This is a genomic window from Marinagarivorans sp., assembly GCF_982758155.1.
In genome coordinates this window covers 1-16142 of sequence record NZ_CEXWTU010000048.1, presented here as the reverse complement: position 1 = coordinate 16142, position 16142 = coordinate 1, and the positions used below count along the sequence as shown (strand labels likewise).

Annotated in this window: 15 protein-coding genes; 9 read left to right on the top strand and 6 right to left on the bottom strand. The window is 47.0% G+C overall.

The window, feature by feature from the left end; translation table 11 throughout:
• Positions 1-365 precede the first annotated feature (365 nt).
• The 5 genes from AC3A8L_RS07735 to AC3A8L_RS07715 are packed head-to-tail and all read left to right on the top strand — an operon-like array spanning position 366 to position 5620.
• Positions 366-1052, top strand: coding sequence for an ABC transporter ATP-binding protein (locus tag AC3A8L_RS07735; RefSeq protein WP_487961661.1), 687 nt, complete (start codon positions 366-368; stop codon positions 1050-1052).
• Positions 1053-1054: 2 nt separating this feature from the next.
• The gene (locus AC3A8L_RS07730) at positions 1055-2314 is read left to right on the top strand and encodes an ABC transporter permease (RefSeq protein WP_487961660.1); all 1260 of its coding nucleotides are present in this window, start codon (positions 1055-1057) and stop codon (positions 2312-2314) included.
• Between the two features lie 2 nt (positions 2315-2316).
• Complete coding sequence (locus tag AC3A8L_RS07725; RefSeq protein ID WP_487961659.1) at positions 2317-3573, top strand: ABC transporter permease; 1257 nt, start codon at positions 2317-2319, stop codon at positions 3571-3573.
• Positions 3574-3582: 9 nt separating this feature from the next.
• Entirely contained in the window at positions 3583-4659 is a 1077-nt protein-coding gene (locus AC3A8L_RS07720; RefSeq protein WP_487961658.1) for an efflux RND transporter periplasmic adaptor subunit, read from the top strand.
• Between the two features lie 46 nt (positions 4660-4705).
• Positions 4706-5620: a TIGR01777 family oxidoreductase gene (locus tag AC3A8L_RS07715; protein WP_487961657.1), complete on the top strand. Its 915-nt coding sequence runs from the start codon at positions 4706-4708 to the stop codon at positions 5618-5620.
• 340 nt (positions 5621-5960) lie between these two features.
• Here AC3A8L_RS07715 and hemL read toward each other — a convergent pair whose 3' ends face one another.
• The 3 genes from hemL to AC3A8L_RS07700 are packed head-to-tail and all read right to left on the bottom strand — an operon-like array spanning position 5961 to position 8745.
• Entirely contained in the window at positions 5961-7232 is a 1272-nt protein-coding gene (gene hemL / locus AC3A8L_RS07710) for a glutamate-1-semialdehyde 2,1-aminomutase (protein WP_487961656.1), read from the bottom strand.
• Positions 7233-7286: 54 nt separating this feature from the next.
• Positions 7287-7892, bottom strand: coding sequence for a thiamine phosphate synthase (thiE, locus tag AC3A8L_RS07705; protein ID WP_487961655.1), 606 nt, complete (start codon positions 7890-7892; stop codon positions 7287-7289).
• Between the two features lie 43 nt (positions 7893-7935).
• Positions 7936-8745, bottom strand: coding sequence for a bifunctional hydroxymethylpyrimidine kinase/phosphomethylpyrimidine kinase (locus AC3A8L_RS07700; RefSeq protein ID WP_487961654.1), 810 nt, complete (start codon positions 8743-8745; stop codon positions 7936-7938).
• 228 nt (positions 8746-8973) lie between these two features.
• On the opposite strand from AC3A8L_RS07700, the gene AC3A8L_RS07695 reads away from it, so the two are divergent.
• Positions 8974-9573 carry a DUF4136 domain-containing protein gene (locus AC3A8L_RS07695; RefSeq protein WP_487961653.1) on the top strand — a complete coding sequence of 200 codons (600 nt, stop codon included), beginning with the start codon at positions 8974-8976 and terminating at the stop codon, positions 9571-9573.
• A gap of 58 nt (positions 9574-9631) precedes the next feature.
• Here AC3A8L_RS07695 and AC3A8L_RS07690 read toward each other — a convergent pair whose 3' ends face one another.
• Together AC3A8L_RS07690 and AC3A8L_RS07685 are read right to left on the bottom strand one after the other, a co-directional pair.
• Positions 9632-11194 (bottom strand): S41 family peptidase, encoded by a 1563-nt coding sequence (locus AC3A8L_RS07690; protein ID WP_487961652.1) that lies wholly within the window; start codon positions 11192-11194, stop codon positions 9632-9634.
• 178 nt (positions 11195-11372) lie between these two features.
• Complete coding sequence (locus tag AC3A8L_RS07685; protein WP_487961651.1) at positions 11373-12290, bottom strand: LysR family transcriptional regulator; 918 nt, start codon at positions 12288-12290, stop codon at positions 11373-11375.
• 106 nt (positions 12291-12396) lie between these two features.
• On the opposite strand from AC3A8L_RS07685, the gene AC3A8L_RS07680 reads away from it, so the two are divergent.
• From AC3A8L_RS07680 to AC3A8L_RS07670, 3 genes are read left to right on the top strand one after another with little or no spacing between them, the layout of a single operon-like run.
• Complete coding sequence (locus AC3A8L_RS07680) at positions 12397-12996, top strand: FMN-dependent NADH-azoreductase (protein ID WP_487961650.1); 600 nt, start codon at positions 12397-12399, stop codon at positions 12994-12996.
• Positions 12997-13005: 9 nt separating this feature from the next.
• The gene (locus AC3A8L_RS07675; RefSeq protein ID WP_487961649.1) at positions 13006-13869 is read left to right on the top strand and encodes a pirin family protein; all 864 of its coding nucleotides are present in this window, start codon (positions 13006-13008) and stop codon (positions 13867-13869) included.
• A gap of 31 nt (positions 13870-13900) precedes the next feature.
• Positions 13901-14755, top strand: coding sequence for a pirin family protein (locus AC3A8L_RS07670; RefSeq protein WP_487961648.1), 855 nt, complete (start codon positions 13901-13903; stop codon positions 14753-14755).
• A 332-nt stretch (positions 14756-15087) separates the two neighbouring features.
• Here AC3A8L_RS07670 and AC3A8L_RS07665 read toward each other — a convergent pair whose 3' ends face one another.
• Entirely contained in the window at positions 15088-15948 is an 861-nt protein-coding gene (locus AC3A8L_RS07665; protein ID WP_487961647.1) for an AraC family transcriptional regulator, read from the bottom strand.
• Positions 15949-16142: the final 194 nt, after the last annotated feature.

Here is a 16142-nt window from a genome sequence, read left to right as displayed (position 1 = left end):
CGCATCGGGGTATTTTAATTTTAATGTTCCTAGGTGTGCTAATGCGGCTTCACGATTGGTTACAGGGGCGATAAATGCTATAAAATCGCTACGCTTTTCTTCGTAGTGATACTGGCTGAGTGCTGCAATCGTTTGGTAAGTGGCCATAGCCTAGTCGTGGTCTTGTCGGTTGGTGAATATGAATGCTGGGCGGTAGCTTGCTGCAGTGATCATAGCTGGTTACACTCCCTAGGGCCATCGGAGGTTACGGAACTATTTTTGTAATGAGGTTGTCTTAAACTTCTTGCCTTCTCTTGCACTTGTACATTGGTATTAGTGCCACAATAATCAATGCTACCCCCGCATCGGAACTCAATAGTTACATCATGATAGAGCTCAATAACGTTCATAAATACTATGGCGAAAAATCCAGCCGCTTACATGTTCTTAAAGGGATTAAAGCCCGTGTAGAAACGGGTGAAATGGTGTCCATCATGGGCTCGTCCGGTTCCGGGAAATCAACCTTGTTAAACATACTAGGCTTACTCGATACCTATGACGAAGGCTCCTATAAGCTAGGCGATGTGACTATTTCGGCAAAACTGCCAGAGATCAAAGCTGCGCAATTAAGAAATCAATTTATTGGTTTTGTTTTTCAGTCCTTTAATTTATTACCCTTTAAAAATGCAACGGAAAATGTAGCGTTGCCCTTGTACTACCAGAAAGTCGGACGTAAAGAGCGTAATAAGCGAGCGCAAGCATTGCTGGAAATGGTTGGGTTAGATGATCGTGTTGAACATATGCCCAACGAAATGTCGGGCGGGCAAAAGCAACGGGTAGCTATTGCTCGCGCATTAATTACCGACCCGAAGATTATCTTAGCGGACGAGCCTACGGGGGCATTAGATAGCGCGACCACAAACGATATTATGTCTGTTTTTAAAGACGTTCACAGTTCGGGTAAAACAATTGTGATTGTTACGCACGAGCACGATATTGCCGAGCAAACACAGCGCCTAATTTGGCTTAAAGATGGACGCGTAGAAGACGCTAGCCTAGATGTGAAAGGTTAATCATGAGCTGGGATGCACTCCAAGAAATACTCTTTACCCTTAAACAAAATAGCTTAAGAACCTTTCTAACGGGCTTTGGTGTGTTTTGGGGCATATTTATGCTGGTCTTATTGCTGGGCGCAGGGGAAGGTCTCAAGCATGGTATCGAGGAAAGTTTCAGCAGTGATGTACGTACATCTATGTGGATTAATGCCTGGAAAACATCTGTTCCATATAAAGGTCTTGCTCACGGTCGCCAGATACAGCTTACTGAAAGTGATATCGATGCTCTAGTCAAAAATATACCGGAGATTGATCTTATTGCGGCAGAGAATGCCATGGGTTCTATTTGGCGTGGGGATATCTATATTACCTATAAACAGAAATCGGGTAATTTTTCTGTATTTGGTGTTGGTGATGGATATTTCAAGATTAAAAAATTCCAAGACTATCACCATGGTCGGCGTTTAAATGAGTTTGATGAGGACGAATCGCGAAAAGTCGTTGTTATTGGAACGCGCGTAGCTGAGCGCCTTTTTGCGCCGGACGTAAACCCTGTTGGGCTTCAAATTGCAATTAACGGTGTGAGCGTTAAAATTATTGGTGTTTTTTACGACTCAGGCTGGGAAGGGCGCATGAGTGAGCGGATTTATATGCCGCTTGCGGCGTATCAAAAAACATTCGGTCGGGGTAATGATATTGGTGTGATTGGTTTGCTGCCAAAAGCGGGAAGTGATAATTCTCTGGTCAGTGAAAAAGTACTGAAGATTTTAAAAGAGCGGCATAATGTAGCTCCGTCAGATACTTCTGCGATTAGACTTTTTGATTTGGCGAAGCAAAGCGAAGATGTTAATAATACGTTTGGTGCGATTAGTTTATTTATTTGGTTTGTGGGCTTGGGTACGTTAATGGCAGGGGTTGTAGGTATCAGCAATATTATGATTATCTCGGTCAAAGAGCGCACGCGTGAAATTGGCATCCGAAAGGCTTTGGGGGCCCCCCCAGGAGAAATTATTCGTACCATTATGACGGAATCCTTATTGGTGACCCTGCTGGCAGGCTACATTGGTCTTGTTGTTTCTGTGGGCCTATTGGAATTTTTTAATATGGCGGTAGAGAAATCTGGCGCTAGCCTGCCTTACTTTTCACGACCTGAAGTCGATATTAGTGTTGCTTTAATTGCATTGTTTATATTGGTGGCTGTGGGTGCTATTGCCGGCATTATTCCGGCTTGGCAGGCTGCGCGGGTTTCGCCGATTGAAGCTATGCGAGAAGAGAGCTAATTATGTGGGATCTCGATCGCTGGCAAGAAATAGCTCAGACATTAGGCCGCCATAAACTGCGCACCGGTCTCACCGCGTTTGGCGTTTTCTGGGGGATTTTTATGCTGGTGCTTTTGTTGGGGGCGGGCAATAGCCTCAAGCAAAATGCATTAAGTAATTTTGGTGCGAGTACAAATACTATTTACCTGTGGACTGGGCGCCCGACACAAATGCCTTATCAGGGGTTTGCAAAGGGGCGTCGTGTTGGGCTGAATATTGGCGATCGCGATTATTTACGCCAACATTTGCACGGCGCAGAGTTAGTGCTCGAGAAAAATCAATTAGGTGGCTGGCAGGCGGATCAATACATTGTTCGCAACGGGAAAAGCGGTTCTTATCAGACTTCGGGTGCCCATGGTGAATCGGCTTTACTTGAAGGCTTTGTGGCGACGAAAGGGCGTTTTTTGAATGCGCGCGACTATAGCGAACGGCGAAAAGTAGCTGTTATTGGCGATCAAGTATATGACGAGTTATTCGATGCGGGTGAAGATCCCGTTGGTCAAAGTTTAGAAATAGCTGGGCTGTATTTTAAGATTGTTGGGGTGTTTGCGCCGAGAATACCGAGTGAAAATTCTCGTAGAGATTCCCAAAGTATTCGTATTCCTAATTCGACTTTACGGCATGCGTATAATCAGCTTGGCTGGATCGGTAGTTTGCGTATTAAGCCTAAGGATGGCGTGTCGGCTATTGAATTAGAGCAGCAAGCGCTTAGTTTATTAAAAGAATTACACCATATTCACCCCGATGAAAAAGCGGCTATTGGTAACTACAATTCCGAAAAAGACTTTTTGAAGGTGGTCTCACTGTTTGATGGCCTGCAAGCCTTTAGTTGGTTTGTGGCTATCGGAACGTTAATCGCGGGTGTTATTGGTGTTGGTAATATCATGTTGATTGTTGTTAAAGAGCGTACCCGTGAAATAGGCTTAAGAAAAGCGCTTGGCGCTACACGCGGGTCCATTTTAAGTTTAATTGTACAGGAGGCGTTAGTCATCACGACATTGGCGGGGTATACCGGGTTGGTTGCGGGTGTTGCGATGTTAGAGTTATTTTCAGCGATTATTGAGGCTGGAGATGTACCGGGTTTTGGTATTCCATCCATTGAATTTTCTACCGCATTATCGGCGTTGGCAATTTTAATTTTTTCGGGTTTGCTTGCGGCATGGCTGCCAGCGCGTAAAGCGGCAGCTGTAAACCCTATTACCGCACTACAGGATGATTAAGAGGCAACTATGAAAAAGTTTTTTGGGCTACTTTTTGCCGTAGCTTTATTGGGAGTGTTTGCATGGACAACATTTTTTCTGTATGAAAAATCACAGGAAGCGCCTGTTGTTTACGAAACAGCGATGCCGCTAACGACGGATATTTTTTCTAAAACGGTGGCGACAGGTAACATTAAGCCGCGTAAAGAAATTGAAGTGAAGTCAAAAGTTTCAGGTGTGGTTGAGCAGATCTTTGTTGAAGCGGGTGATTCGATTAAAAAAGGCGATCTTATTGCCCGTATTGAGCTAGTGCCCGATGTTGAGTATTTGCGCAATGCCGAGTCGAATGTTGAGAAAGCACGATTAAACTTCATGAATGCCAGCCGAGACTTCGAGCGACAAAAAAAGCTGTACAAAAAAGCGTTAATATCTGAGTTTGAATACAATAAAACGCAGTTACAGTTTGATTTGGCGAAAGAAGTCATGGAGGCAACAGAGGATAATGTGGCGCTGATAAAAGACGGTGTTAGCAAATTTGGTGGCAAGGTCTCTAACTTAGTGTATGCAACAGCAACAGGTATTTTGTTAACTATACCGGTGAAGGCCGGTACGTTTGTTATTGAAAGCAATACTTTTAATGCCGGTACAACGATTGCGCAAATTGCGAATATGGATGACATGATTTTTGAAGGCCAAATCGATGAGTCTGAAGTGGGCAAGCTAAAAGTCGGCATGCCGCTTACACTGCATATCGGTGCCTTGAATGAGCGCAGTTTTGGCGCAGAGCTAGAGTTTATTGCGCCCAAGGGCAGCGATCAACAGGGCACCATTAAATTTGAGATTAGAGCGGCGATTAAACTACAAGACGGTGTATTTTTGCGGGCAGGTTATAGTGCAAATGCGGAGATTGTGCTTGACGAGCGCAAGCAGGTTTTAGCGATTAACGAAGGTAATTTACTGATCGAAGAGGAGGAAACCTACGTAGAAGTTGCAATGGGCGAGCAAGTCTTTGAAAAGCGTAAGGTGGCCACAGGTTTGTCGGACGGTATAAACGTAGAGATTCTTTCCGGGATTGAACTTACGACAAAGATTAAAAAACGCTATTAGTGATAAGGTGCCCTAAGTTACTTATACACAGATTTGGGGTAATTTAATGACAATAGTTAAAAAAGTATTAATTGCCGGTGGCTCTGGCTTTGTAGGGCGTGCGCTGGCAAAGCAGCTTAATGATGCTGGTTATGAGGTTACGATACTTTCGAGAAACCCCAATAAAGCCAAGGCCATCTTACCCTTTGCGCAGGCGCTGAGTTGGGATCAATTAGCGTCTAACACTCAAACCGGTTTTGATGCCATTGTTAATTTAGCGGGTGCATCTATAGCCGGGGGGCGCTGGACAGCATCAAAGAAAGAACATTTAACTTCTAGCCGAATTCAAAGTACGCAAGCGTTAGTTTCTTTTTGTCAGAATGCTGCGTCTCCCCCTCGCATGTTTATTAATGCTTCTGCCATCGGTTTTTATGGTAGCCATGGCAATGCTGTGATTACAGAAGAAACCCAGCCCAACCCTTGTTTTTCACACCAACTTTGCCACGAGTGGGAGCAGACGCTAACGCCCTTAAAAGAGACGATGTCACTTCGTATTTGTATTGCGCGTTTGGGTGTTGTATTGGCCTCTAAGGGTGGTGCTTTTGGGCAAATGGCATTGCCATTTAAGGCCAAGGTTGCGTTGCAGAACGGTGATGGCCAGCAATGGTTTTCGTGGGTGGCATTGCAAGATGCGCTAAATGCATTGCAATGGATGCTGGAGAACGAATTGGCGTGTGATGTTTATAATGTTACATCGCCTGAACCGGTTAAAAATACCGAGTTTACCAAGCATCTCGCGCGCAAATACGAAACGAAAATAACACTGAAAATGCCGGCGAAATTTCTGCAGTTGGCTCTGGGTGAAATGGCGGATGAATTAATCTTGGCCAGTCAGCGTGTAGTACCGGACCAGTTAGTGGAAGAAGGGTTTCGATTTCAGCATGTGATGCTAGATGAATTGTTGGCGAGCGCTAAGTTTTAACCGCTAAGGGTTTATTTTTTGGTAACTATTCAGTCATGCTCAAATAGGCCGGCAAATTGATCATTTTCTGGGCCGCTCAAGCCATTTACGACTTTGTGCTCCTGCAAAGTCTACCCCCACGCATCCATGCTGGGGCTGGGCGCTATGCAAGCGCTCTGGAAAACATGCTCCTGCGTTTTCTCCCCCTTGCTATCCCTGCAAGGCCCGACGCTTGAATGCCCAGAAAATAATCAATTCGCCTTTATAGGTGGGTATTATTTCTAACCCACCTGAATAGTTACATTTTTTGTAGTTATGTATCGGTGCTTTTAATTGCCCCGATACATAACCGTTAGCAGCCTTACAGTGTTTTAAACACTTTACGGGCTATTTCTAGGGTTTCTTCTATATCGGCGTCAGTGTGCGCGTTGCTCATAAAGGCCGCTTCGTAAGAGGCTGGAGCAAGGTTAACGCCACCCTCTAACATGCCGTGGAAAAATCGATTAAAGCGTTCGTTATTACAGGCAATCACTTGTTGGTAATTACTGACTTTAGGTTCCTCGGTAAAGAATCCGCCCCACATGCTACCGGTGTAATTAACCGTAAAGGGAATGCCAGCTTCTTTGGCCACGGCGAGCATGCCTTCTGCAATTTTTTGGGTTTTAGCAAAAAGGGTGTCATAAAAACCATCGGCTTGAATGATTTTCATCATCGCTAGGCCTGCTGCCATGGATACCGGGTTGCCGGATAACGTGCCCGCTTGATACACCGGCCCTACTGGGGCGATGTAATCCATAATTTCTGTTTTACCGCCAAAAGCGCCAACGGGCATGCCACCGCCAATCACTTTACCTAAGCAGGTGAGGTCTGGAGTTATGCCTGTGAAGCCTTGTACTCCACCGGTGCCAAAACGAAAGCCTGTCATTACCTCATCAAAAATTAACACGGTGCCATATTCGTCGCACACTTCGCGCAAGGTTTCGAGAAAACCAGGCTCGGGCGGAATACAATTCATGTTGCCAGCAACGGGCTCGACGATAATACAGGCTATTTGTTCGCCGGCCTCTTTAAAAGCCTCGCGAACTTGTTCGGCATTGTTATAGCTAAGGGTAATGGTGTGGTCGGCAATGCTGGCCGGCACGCCGGGCGAGCTAGGTACACCAAAAGTTAGGGCGCCAGACCCGGCTTTGACTAACAGCGAGTCCGAATGCCCGTGGTAGCAGCCTTCAAATTTAACGATTTTATCTCGGTTAGTATAACCGCGTGCCAGGCGAATCGCGCTCATGGTGGCTTCGGTGCCGGAGCTAACAAAACGGACTTTTTCTAAGCTTGGTACAAGCTTAATGACTTCTTTGGCGAGTGTGGTTTCGATTTCGGTGGGGGCACCAAAACTTAAGCCCAGTTTGGCTTTTTCAATAACTGCATTTAATACATCGGGATGGTTGTGGCCGGCGATCATTGGCCCCCAAGATAAAACATAATCAATATAGCGTTTGCCGTTGCTATCAAATAAATAAGCACCATCTGCGCGTTCGATGAAAATGGGTTCGCCGCCGACCGCTTTAAAAGCGCGAACGGGTGAGTTAACACCACCGGGGATAACTGTTTTAGCTTGATCAAATAATGGGTTCATAAACTCGTCGTTTTATTTACAGTGAAATGAAGTGTGGGTTTATCGTGTGCAATATTATGCGCTAATTACGCGACAAAAGTCTCTTGCGCGGGCTTCGACATTGTTGCAAGCAAACAAACTGTGACATACCGCAATTGCACTAGCGCCAGCGGCAATAACATCGGCCGCGTTCGCGAGTGTAATTCCACCAATTGCTGTTATTGGCACATTAAGGGCTTGCGCTTCTTTGAGTAAGGTTAAGGGCGCTGCTTTGGCATCGGGTTTGGTTTGCGATGGAAAGAATCGGCCAAAGGCCACGTAGTTCGCGCCTTCAGTAATAGCCTGTTGAGCCAGTGATAATTGGTCATGACAGGTTACGCCAATAATAGCGTCTTGGCCGAGCAGTGCGCGCGCTTGGCGAATACTGCCGTCACCTTGGCCCAGGTGGACACCGTGCGCATTAACTTGCTGCGCAAGCGTAACATCGTCGTTGATAATTAATTTAGCGCGGTAGTCTAAGCAGAGTTGGTACAGTTGTTGGGCATCGGTAAGGCGCTGTTCGTGATTTGTGCTTTTGTTGCGGTATTGCAGCCACTGGCAGCCGCCTTTTAGGGCGGCTTCTGATTGGCTTATAAGCAGGGGGCCGGGCATTAATGAGTCGTCGGTGATGGCGTACAGCATGTGTTATCTGTTTTTTATTGATGAATTAAAAGCGGTATTGAAATTACCGTTTGGCGTTGATGGCTTCAGCCCAAAAGAAGCGATTGGGGATGGGCGTATCGAAGCCAATTCTACGTGCACTCGCAGCCGCTTGGCTGGCAAATTTTAGCCCCTCTTGGGTAGCCGTTTCTATGGAACTGCCGTGTGCAATGTAAGCGGTAATCGCAGCCGCTAGAATATCCTCTATCGCTGGCGATTGTGGCTGACAGCAGTCCGCTTGCCAATTATAAGTACTGAGGATTGTGTCTTCGTCGTATAGCGTGTATTCAAAACTACGGCTACTTTTACTGCATTGATAACTTAAAACATACTCGCAATGGCAGGCGAATAACTGATGAATTAATCCTTCGTTGATTGGCGCGTGCGAGGTTAATACTGATGTTTGGGTATTGTCGCAAATCAGTAGCTTGCTGGCGGGAATCAGTAATTCGGAACAGGCGTTAGGGTAGTCGGCAATGGCTTGTGAATTATTATCCCAGTATTGCAGTGCGGCTGCGCTAATCACGGGGATTTGGGGATAATCTTCTAGTATGGAGTGGATAGCCTCTAAATTAGCGACGGAGCCTGCATAGCTGACATAAATGGCTGCTACGGGCATATCTTCGAGTACTGAGCGAGCTTGTTGAATCAATAGGTTGCTATCGATGGCAACCAATTCGCGCTCGTCGCTACTGCTGCTAGCGCAAAGGGCTGTGGCGACAGATGCACAGTGGCCACCTAATGAGGCGATGACTTCTGCAATGGCCTGCAGGCCGCTGCGGCCGGCGGGGTCGTGTGGCGCGAAGCTTAAGATAACTGGTGGTGTAGTGTCCATTTTGTCTCCCGTGTTTAGCTGGAGTGTAGCATGCCTTACCGACGGTGTTAGCTGGGCTAACGATTCAATCGTTTTATGTTGTTGGCAGCGCTTGGATCGATGGCGGCCTTTATTATCGGCTTGATTTTGCAGGAACCCTTGTTGCTAGGTGGCAAATATTGGGTAGGAGGGTAGAATCGACAGTGTCTGTTTTATTATTTTGTTTTTCGCGTTTTCTATAGGGCTTGAATGATGAACTCATCACATATTTCTACACGTTTTTTTCATGCGGCGTGGGCGTTGCTTATCGTGTTTTTGGCGGGTTGTGCCAGCGGGCCAAAAATTCATGCGGTGTATGAAACGGGGGTTAATTTTAGTGAATATAAAACATTTGCGTTTTTAGACTCGCTGGAGCCTACCGGTGAGCAAGGTTATCGATCATTAACGGATAAGTACCTTCAGCAGTCTATTCGCAACGAGCTAATCGCGCGCGGTTTAACCGAACAGAAGGGCGGAGAGTTATTAGTGGGCTTTAATGTCAGCACCAAAGAGAAAGTCACTTCGCGGACATCTCCAGCTGTGGGTACGGGCTACTATGGTTACCGAGGACGTTTTGGTTACAGTTACGGTATAGGCTTGGGTACTGAAACACAGGTGAGCCAGTATACGGAGGGCACGTTAAATATTGATGTCGTTGATGCAAGCCAGAAGCAATTAATTTGGGAAGGTGTAGCTGTGGGTAAACTCAAGGCGCCTCGTGAAAATGAATTGCGCCAAGATATTCAGACTGTCGTGCGGCAAGTTTTTATGAAATATCCCGTTGCGGCCCCAGCGGTCGTTAGCCCATAGTTTATGACTTTACTGTGAAAAAAGCACCGCGCCGTTTACCGGTGCTTTTTTTTACCTATTAAAAACTAAGTTGGGGTGCTAAACGCAGAACCTTGTTACTGAGTGGCGCGATTAATTCTCCATCAACAAGCAGGGATGCTCGAGGTTTTTGTTGTGCGCTACTGGGAAGCGTGCAGGTGCCGTTAGCACGGTGGTTGAGTGCAATACTCAGCATTCCTTCGTTCGGGTTGCCTAACGGGTAAGCAAGATCGTCGGTGGCGCTACAACCATTCACTTTATTGGTTAGTGGGTCGCCACCAGTGGCTACCGGTTCGAAACCATCGATGTATTCGCCAAAACCTTGTCCGTTAACGGATTCAAAATCAATACTGAAATAACGTGTACCGCAGTTGGTTTGAGCGTTAAACCCGTGTGGCTTCCCACAGGTTGTACTGCCTATTTGAATCACTTCTATGCCTACGCCGCGCAAGCCGTTAATAAAGCTTTCACTGGCAGAGCAAGTGCTGCCGGTAGTGAGTACATAAACACGGTTGAGGTTAACGCTGGTTAAGGCTTCGGATGCGGTGCCTGTATTCTTGGTTCTGTTTTCGAAATCGTATTCCACATTGTTGTTGGAGCGCTTGTCGTTATATTGCAGCACGGTGAATGTTTCGCCAGCGGTATTACTATCGCCGGCCACTAAGTAAGCGAGTTGTGCGGCGATATACAGATAGCCGCCACCGTTGTAGCGTAGATCGACGACAAGATCATCAATCCCGTTTTGAGCAAAGTCATCAAAGGCTGTTTTTAATTGGTTTTCGGCGGTAAAAGTATTGAAGGTATTAAACGCAAGATAACCGACATCACCTGATGCGGTATTCAAAATGCTGTGCTTAAGTACTGCAGAAACCGTGATGTTGGCAGCTTCCAAGGTATGGGTCACTGCCTCGCCCAGCATAGGCGGCGTAAATTGGAATGTTGCGCTATTGCCTAAAATAGGCGAAAAAATGGCTTGGTTCGCGTCGGCAATTTGATCGTTCGTTAGCTCTGTGAGTAGGTTGCCATTCACGTGGGTTAGTTGCATACCCCGCGCTACACCAGCGTCGTTCGCGGGTGAATTGGGCTCTACAAATGAGACGAAGAGTTCTCGGCTGCCGTTGAATTTCCAGCTAATCCCGTAACCGCCTCGCTGCCCGGTATAAGTGAACTGATCGCCGGAGATTTCATCTTGGGTAAAGTGAAAGCGGTCTTTCTCTGTTCCGCTGGCCGTGAGTTCGTTCGTTTTTTGAAGGTTGAAGTAGGCAAGGGTGTCGTCGTAATTGTTTGGGTTTAGGTCGGGGACTTCTTGGTACCAAAGGTAGGACTCGTGTGTCCAGGCGCGAATGAAGTGGTTTTCAAGTGCGGTACTGCCTGCCTTGTCTGGGTAAGCGCGGTTGCTGTACGGATGAGTACCTGAGCGTGGGCTTTCGCAGAAATCTTGATAGTGTCGCGAAGCGTGGTGAGTGTCCATACGCCAATAGTCGGAGGGAGTATCCGTTGAGCCACCTTGGCATGCACTAAGAGCAAGGCTGGCCAGTAGGGTTCCACCAATAGCGCGAGCGCTTAATACAGAGAGCTTTTCTCTATTATTAATATGATCCATAAATCGATACCAATCCGTGAATAAATAACTGTTGCTACTTAATAAATGGTAGCACGGATGACTATTCTGACCTGCTAACCAGATCGCGTTATTCAGGCTTGTAATAGCGGTACCAGTGCGCCTTTATTGCTGCTACGAAGGTCACTGCGTCTCAGTCCCAATTTATAGCGTCATTTGATTACTGAGTGGAGCACTTAACTTTTTGTGTTACATGTAATAAAAATTCTTCTATCAGCATTTTTGTGGCGTAGGTGGCGGCTGGGCCGGTGAAGCCGGGTTGGGCTTGCACTAGGTACAGCGTGAGTAGCCGTTCACCGCCGGTTTGAAGCTTTAGTTGTACCAGTTCACCGGAGGCTAGTTCTTGCTGAATTCTATGCTGGGGCAAAAAAGCGAAACCTAGGCCTGCTTTCACGGCACTTATGCTGGTGGCGAAGTGGCTGAAGGTCCAGCGCTGCTCGGCAGCCAGCCAGCCGGCATCCTGTTCACGTTTCAAGCCGCTATCGCGAATAATAATTTGCCGTTCTTGTTTAAGCTCCGATTCGGTAATGCGCTGTTCGGCGTTACGGCTGGCGAGTGCATGTGTACTGGCGGCAACAGGGATCATACTGATCTGGGCCGCAATATCCCCCATAAAACCCGGTGGCACGCGCGGGGTAATTGCAATTTGAACTTTGCCAGATAGCAGCGCTTCATCAGTGCCAGACAGTGTTGTTTCATACACCTTCACTCTTGTTCGCGGGCAGTGCTCAGAAAATTGCTGCAGGCCGCTAAAAAGGGGGGCGTGAGGCGTTAATGCATCGGCCGCAATGGCAATTTCACTTTCTATTCCTTCGGCCATATCGCGAGCAAGGTTTTCCATGGCTTGCGCCTGTTGCAATAACGTGGCGGCGTGGCGATAAAGGGTTTGGCCGGCAGCGGTAAGCGTGGCTTTGCGGCCTTGCTGCGCAAAGACGGGGCTGGGGAGCTGCTGCGCCATTTGTTGCATGGCATAGCTAATCCCGGATTGGCTCTTGTTGAGTGTTTCGGCTGCGGCGGCAAAACTACCTTCATCAACAATCGTTTTAAAAACATGCCATTGCTCGAGTGATATCTTCATTATTAATCAGTTTTTTTGATGTTTAAGTGCAAATATTCCGCTCATTTGATCAGTTTTTCAAGCGTAAACTAATCACATCAACCAAACATGAGTCAAAGGTGAAGTTATGACAAAGCGTATATTGCAAATAAACGCCAGTTTATTCGGTGAGCAAGGGCAATCTAGCCAGTTGAATCACTATCTTGTTGAGCGGTTATCAGCCGATGAGCATAGTGTTGTTGTAAAACGTGATTTAGCGGCAGAGCCTTTGCCCCACTTAAATGTTGATACGTTAATGGCAATTGGTGCTAGCCCTGAAGAGCGATCGCCGGAACAAGCTGCTGCGGTGGCCGTAGCGGATGCTGTTATTGCGGAGTTAAAAGCGGCCGATACTTTGGTGCTAGCGGCGCCAATGTATAACTTCAATGTGCCTTCTACCGTGAAGGCGTGGATGGACTATATCGCCAGAGCCGGCGTTACTTTTCAGTATACGGCTAACGGCCCCGAGGGGTTGCTCAAGGGCAAAACGGCTTACGTTACGTCCACACGCGGCGGCCTTCATCAAGGTAAACCCAGTGATTCCCAAACCGCATTTGTGACGACGTTTCTCAACTTTATCGGCATCACCGATATTCATTGGGTATATGCCGAGGGTATTAATATGGGAGAGCACAAAGATGTCGCTTTGGCCGCAGCTAAAGTGACGATTGATCAATTGACGTCTTAGGAGGCTGTAATGAATGAGCGAAAAGTCATAGAAGTTATTAGTGCGAAGCCAGCCTCAGACGGTGATGGTGTAAAGCTATTACGTGTTTTTGGTGGGCAATCGCCAGAGCGTTTCGACCCCTTTTTAATGCTGGATGAATTCGGCTCGGATGAGCCATCGGATTATATTGGCGGCTTTCCGCCACATCCGCACCGGGGTTTTGAAACGGTCACTTATATGCTGCAGGGTAAAATGGAGCATAAAGATCATATGGGCAACGTGGGTTTGTTGAATGATGGCGATGTGCAGTGGATGAGTGCTGCGGGCGGAGTGATTCATTCCGAAATGCCCAAGCAAACGCAAGGACGGATGCGCGGTTTTCAGTTGTGGGTGAATTTACCGGCGGCTAACAAAATGCTGCCGGCACAATACAGTGACGTCCCTGCTGCTGAGATCCCCATCTTTAATATTCAAGGCGCCAGCATTAAAGCGATTGCGGGGAAAGCTCGTGTTAATAACGAGACGGTGACAGGGCGATTTACACAGGTCGTGACACAACCCATTTACCTTGATGTCCATTTAATGGCTGGTCAGCGTGTGGCTTTACCGGTTTCGTTGACCCAGACGGCCCTGGTGTATGTTTATGAAGGGAGTGTGGTTGTTGGTGCGCAGCAAACAGCGTTAGCCCCACAGCAGCTGGCGCGTTTGGTCGACGGCGATAGTCTTGTTGTTACAAATACCTCAGAAGCTGAGGCTCGTATTTTAATATTAGCTGCCGAGCCGCTCGGTGAGCCTATTGTGCAATATGGCCCTTTTGTGATGAATACGAAGGAAGAGGTCGAGCAGGCCTTAGCGGATTATCGCAATGGAACTTTAGTTAAAGTAGCAAGTTAAAGATAGCAAGTTAATAAAGCGAATAAGAGCAATGACGATACTATTAAAAGGTCACAAAAAAGATCTCGACGGCTTTAGCGTAACGCGTATTTTACCAAACGCGGCTAAGCGCATGGTGGGCCCTTTTATTTTTATGGATCATATGGGGCCGGCACATTTTGCGGTAGGCGACGGCGTTGATGTTCGCCCGCACCCACATGTTGGCTTATCGACACTCACTTATATGTTCGAGGGTAGCCTGCTGCATCGTGATAGTTTGGGTAATCATGTAGAAATATTACCAGGCGACGTTAATTGGATGACGGCCGGTCGAGGCATTGTGCATTCTGAGCGCGAAACGATTGAGGTTAAGGCGGCAGAGCATAAGCTGAGTGGTTTGCAGTGTTGGTTGGCACTACCGAAATCGATGGCCGAGGTTGAACCGAGTTTTACGCACCTTCAACGTGAGAAGTTACCGCATCACATGAAAGGTGGTGTATTAATTCGTTTAATTGCGGGCGAAGCTTTTGGTATGACGTCGCCGATTAAAACTTATTCGCCCATGTTTTATCTGGATGTGTTGCTTAAAGCGGGTAAATCAATTTCACGCCCAAACCCCGAGCAAGAGTGCCTAGCTTATATTGTGGCTGGAAATGTGGTGATTGCGGGCGAGGCCTATGACCCAGGTAGTGCTGTTTTATTAAAGCCTAATGCTCATTTAACCGCGAGCACAAACGCCCGGATGGTTTTACTCGGCGGCGAAGCGTGGCCAGAAGTGCCTTTTATTGAGTGGAACTTTGTGTCTTTTGATCACGCGCGTATTGAGCAAGCCAAAAGCGACTGGCAAGCGCAACGATTTCCAACCATTGCGGGTGATGACCAAGAGTTTACCCCGCTACCGACTTAGGGGCGTGCATTAAATAAGTTGCTGGAATTTGGTTTTATGGGTGCACGCTTGTCGAGGCGAAAATATGGCGTAATAGCTGGCTATTGCAAATGTTTTTAACGAAGGCAAGCGTGCACCCAGGAATTCAAAAACGGGAAGTTATTTAATGCGCGCCCCTTAGGGTGACCCTTAAATCTAAACTGTAGATATTTCGACTCGAGGTAATTGGGTGCTTGCCTTCAGATAGGCGTTAGAGTTTATTTGGGGGTGAATATCGGTAAAAGATGAATCCCTCTGCATGTGAATGCTAAGGGGTTCATTACTCTCGATTTCTTAGCATCCCTAAGGTAAAACTATTCCAGTGGCAAATAAATTTTTGTTATAAGTTCTGTAGGCGGTACTGTTTTAGGGTCATTTAAATACTCTTCAAAAGGTGGCTTGTTTGCAAGTTGGTAACCTGATTTAGGCACCCATTCACCGTAAAACCAAGCGTAAACGTGCTCTAGTTCTGAATAAGCCCCTTTGAATGTGAGTACAGCGTGTTTGCCGCCTTCAATGGTTAGTGCTTCTAAATTCGCTTTGGATGCCTGTTCTTGCGTTAAGGTAACGCAGGCGTGCGACTTTAATTCGCTAACATCTTTGCTGGCGGGGTCGTCGTAATAAATACCGAAGGAGCGGGTTGAGTCGCTCAGTAATTGCAAGCTTCCTGCGGCAATACACACCTTTTCGAAAACAGCGCCTATGTCTAGGTAATCCCCTTGATGGGGTAGGGCGCCTACTTTGATGGCGTCGGATTGAATAATATCGATTGTGTGATCCATGGCGAAAAACCTTTGATTGGGTAAATTAATGTTGGGTGTTAATGGTGTGCTGCGTTCTTGCCGGTAGGCCGAAGGCGTTATTTCGTAGGCGCGTTTAAAAGCGCGGCTAAAGGCTTCGCCGCTGCCATAGCCCAGCTGGTTAGCAATGGTTTCTATATTGTCATCGGTGCGCAGTAACTGGCAAGCAGCATAATGTAGCCGCAATCGGCGTACTGTCGCGCTAACGGTTTCGTGCATAATTTCGCGATAAATACGATGAAAGTGATAGGGCGAAAAATGAGCAATGTCGGCGAGAGTGTTCAAGTCGACATCGCGCTCAATGTTGCGCCATAAATAATCCACCACGCTAAGTACGCGGCTTCGATAGTTAGCAAGGGTTAGTCTTTTGTTCATGCGTTATCCTCTGAAGCTCTAATATATCGGGAGCCTACCTGATAATGTTTGCGAACATTTTGTGTGCTTGTTGTTAGAGGGGGAGTTGTGATGGCAATAAAAAACCCGCGGCTATTGCTAGCGGCGGGTTTCTCGAGTTCATGCAAGGCTAATTATTTAGTAACTATTCAGGTGGGTTAAAAATAATGCCCACC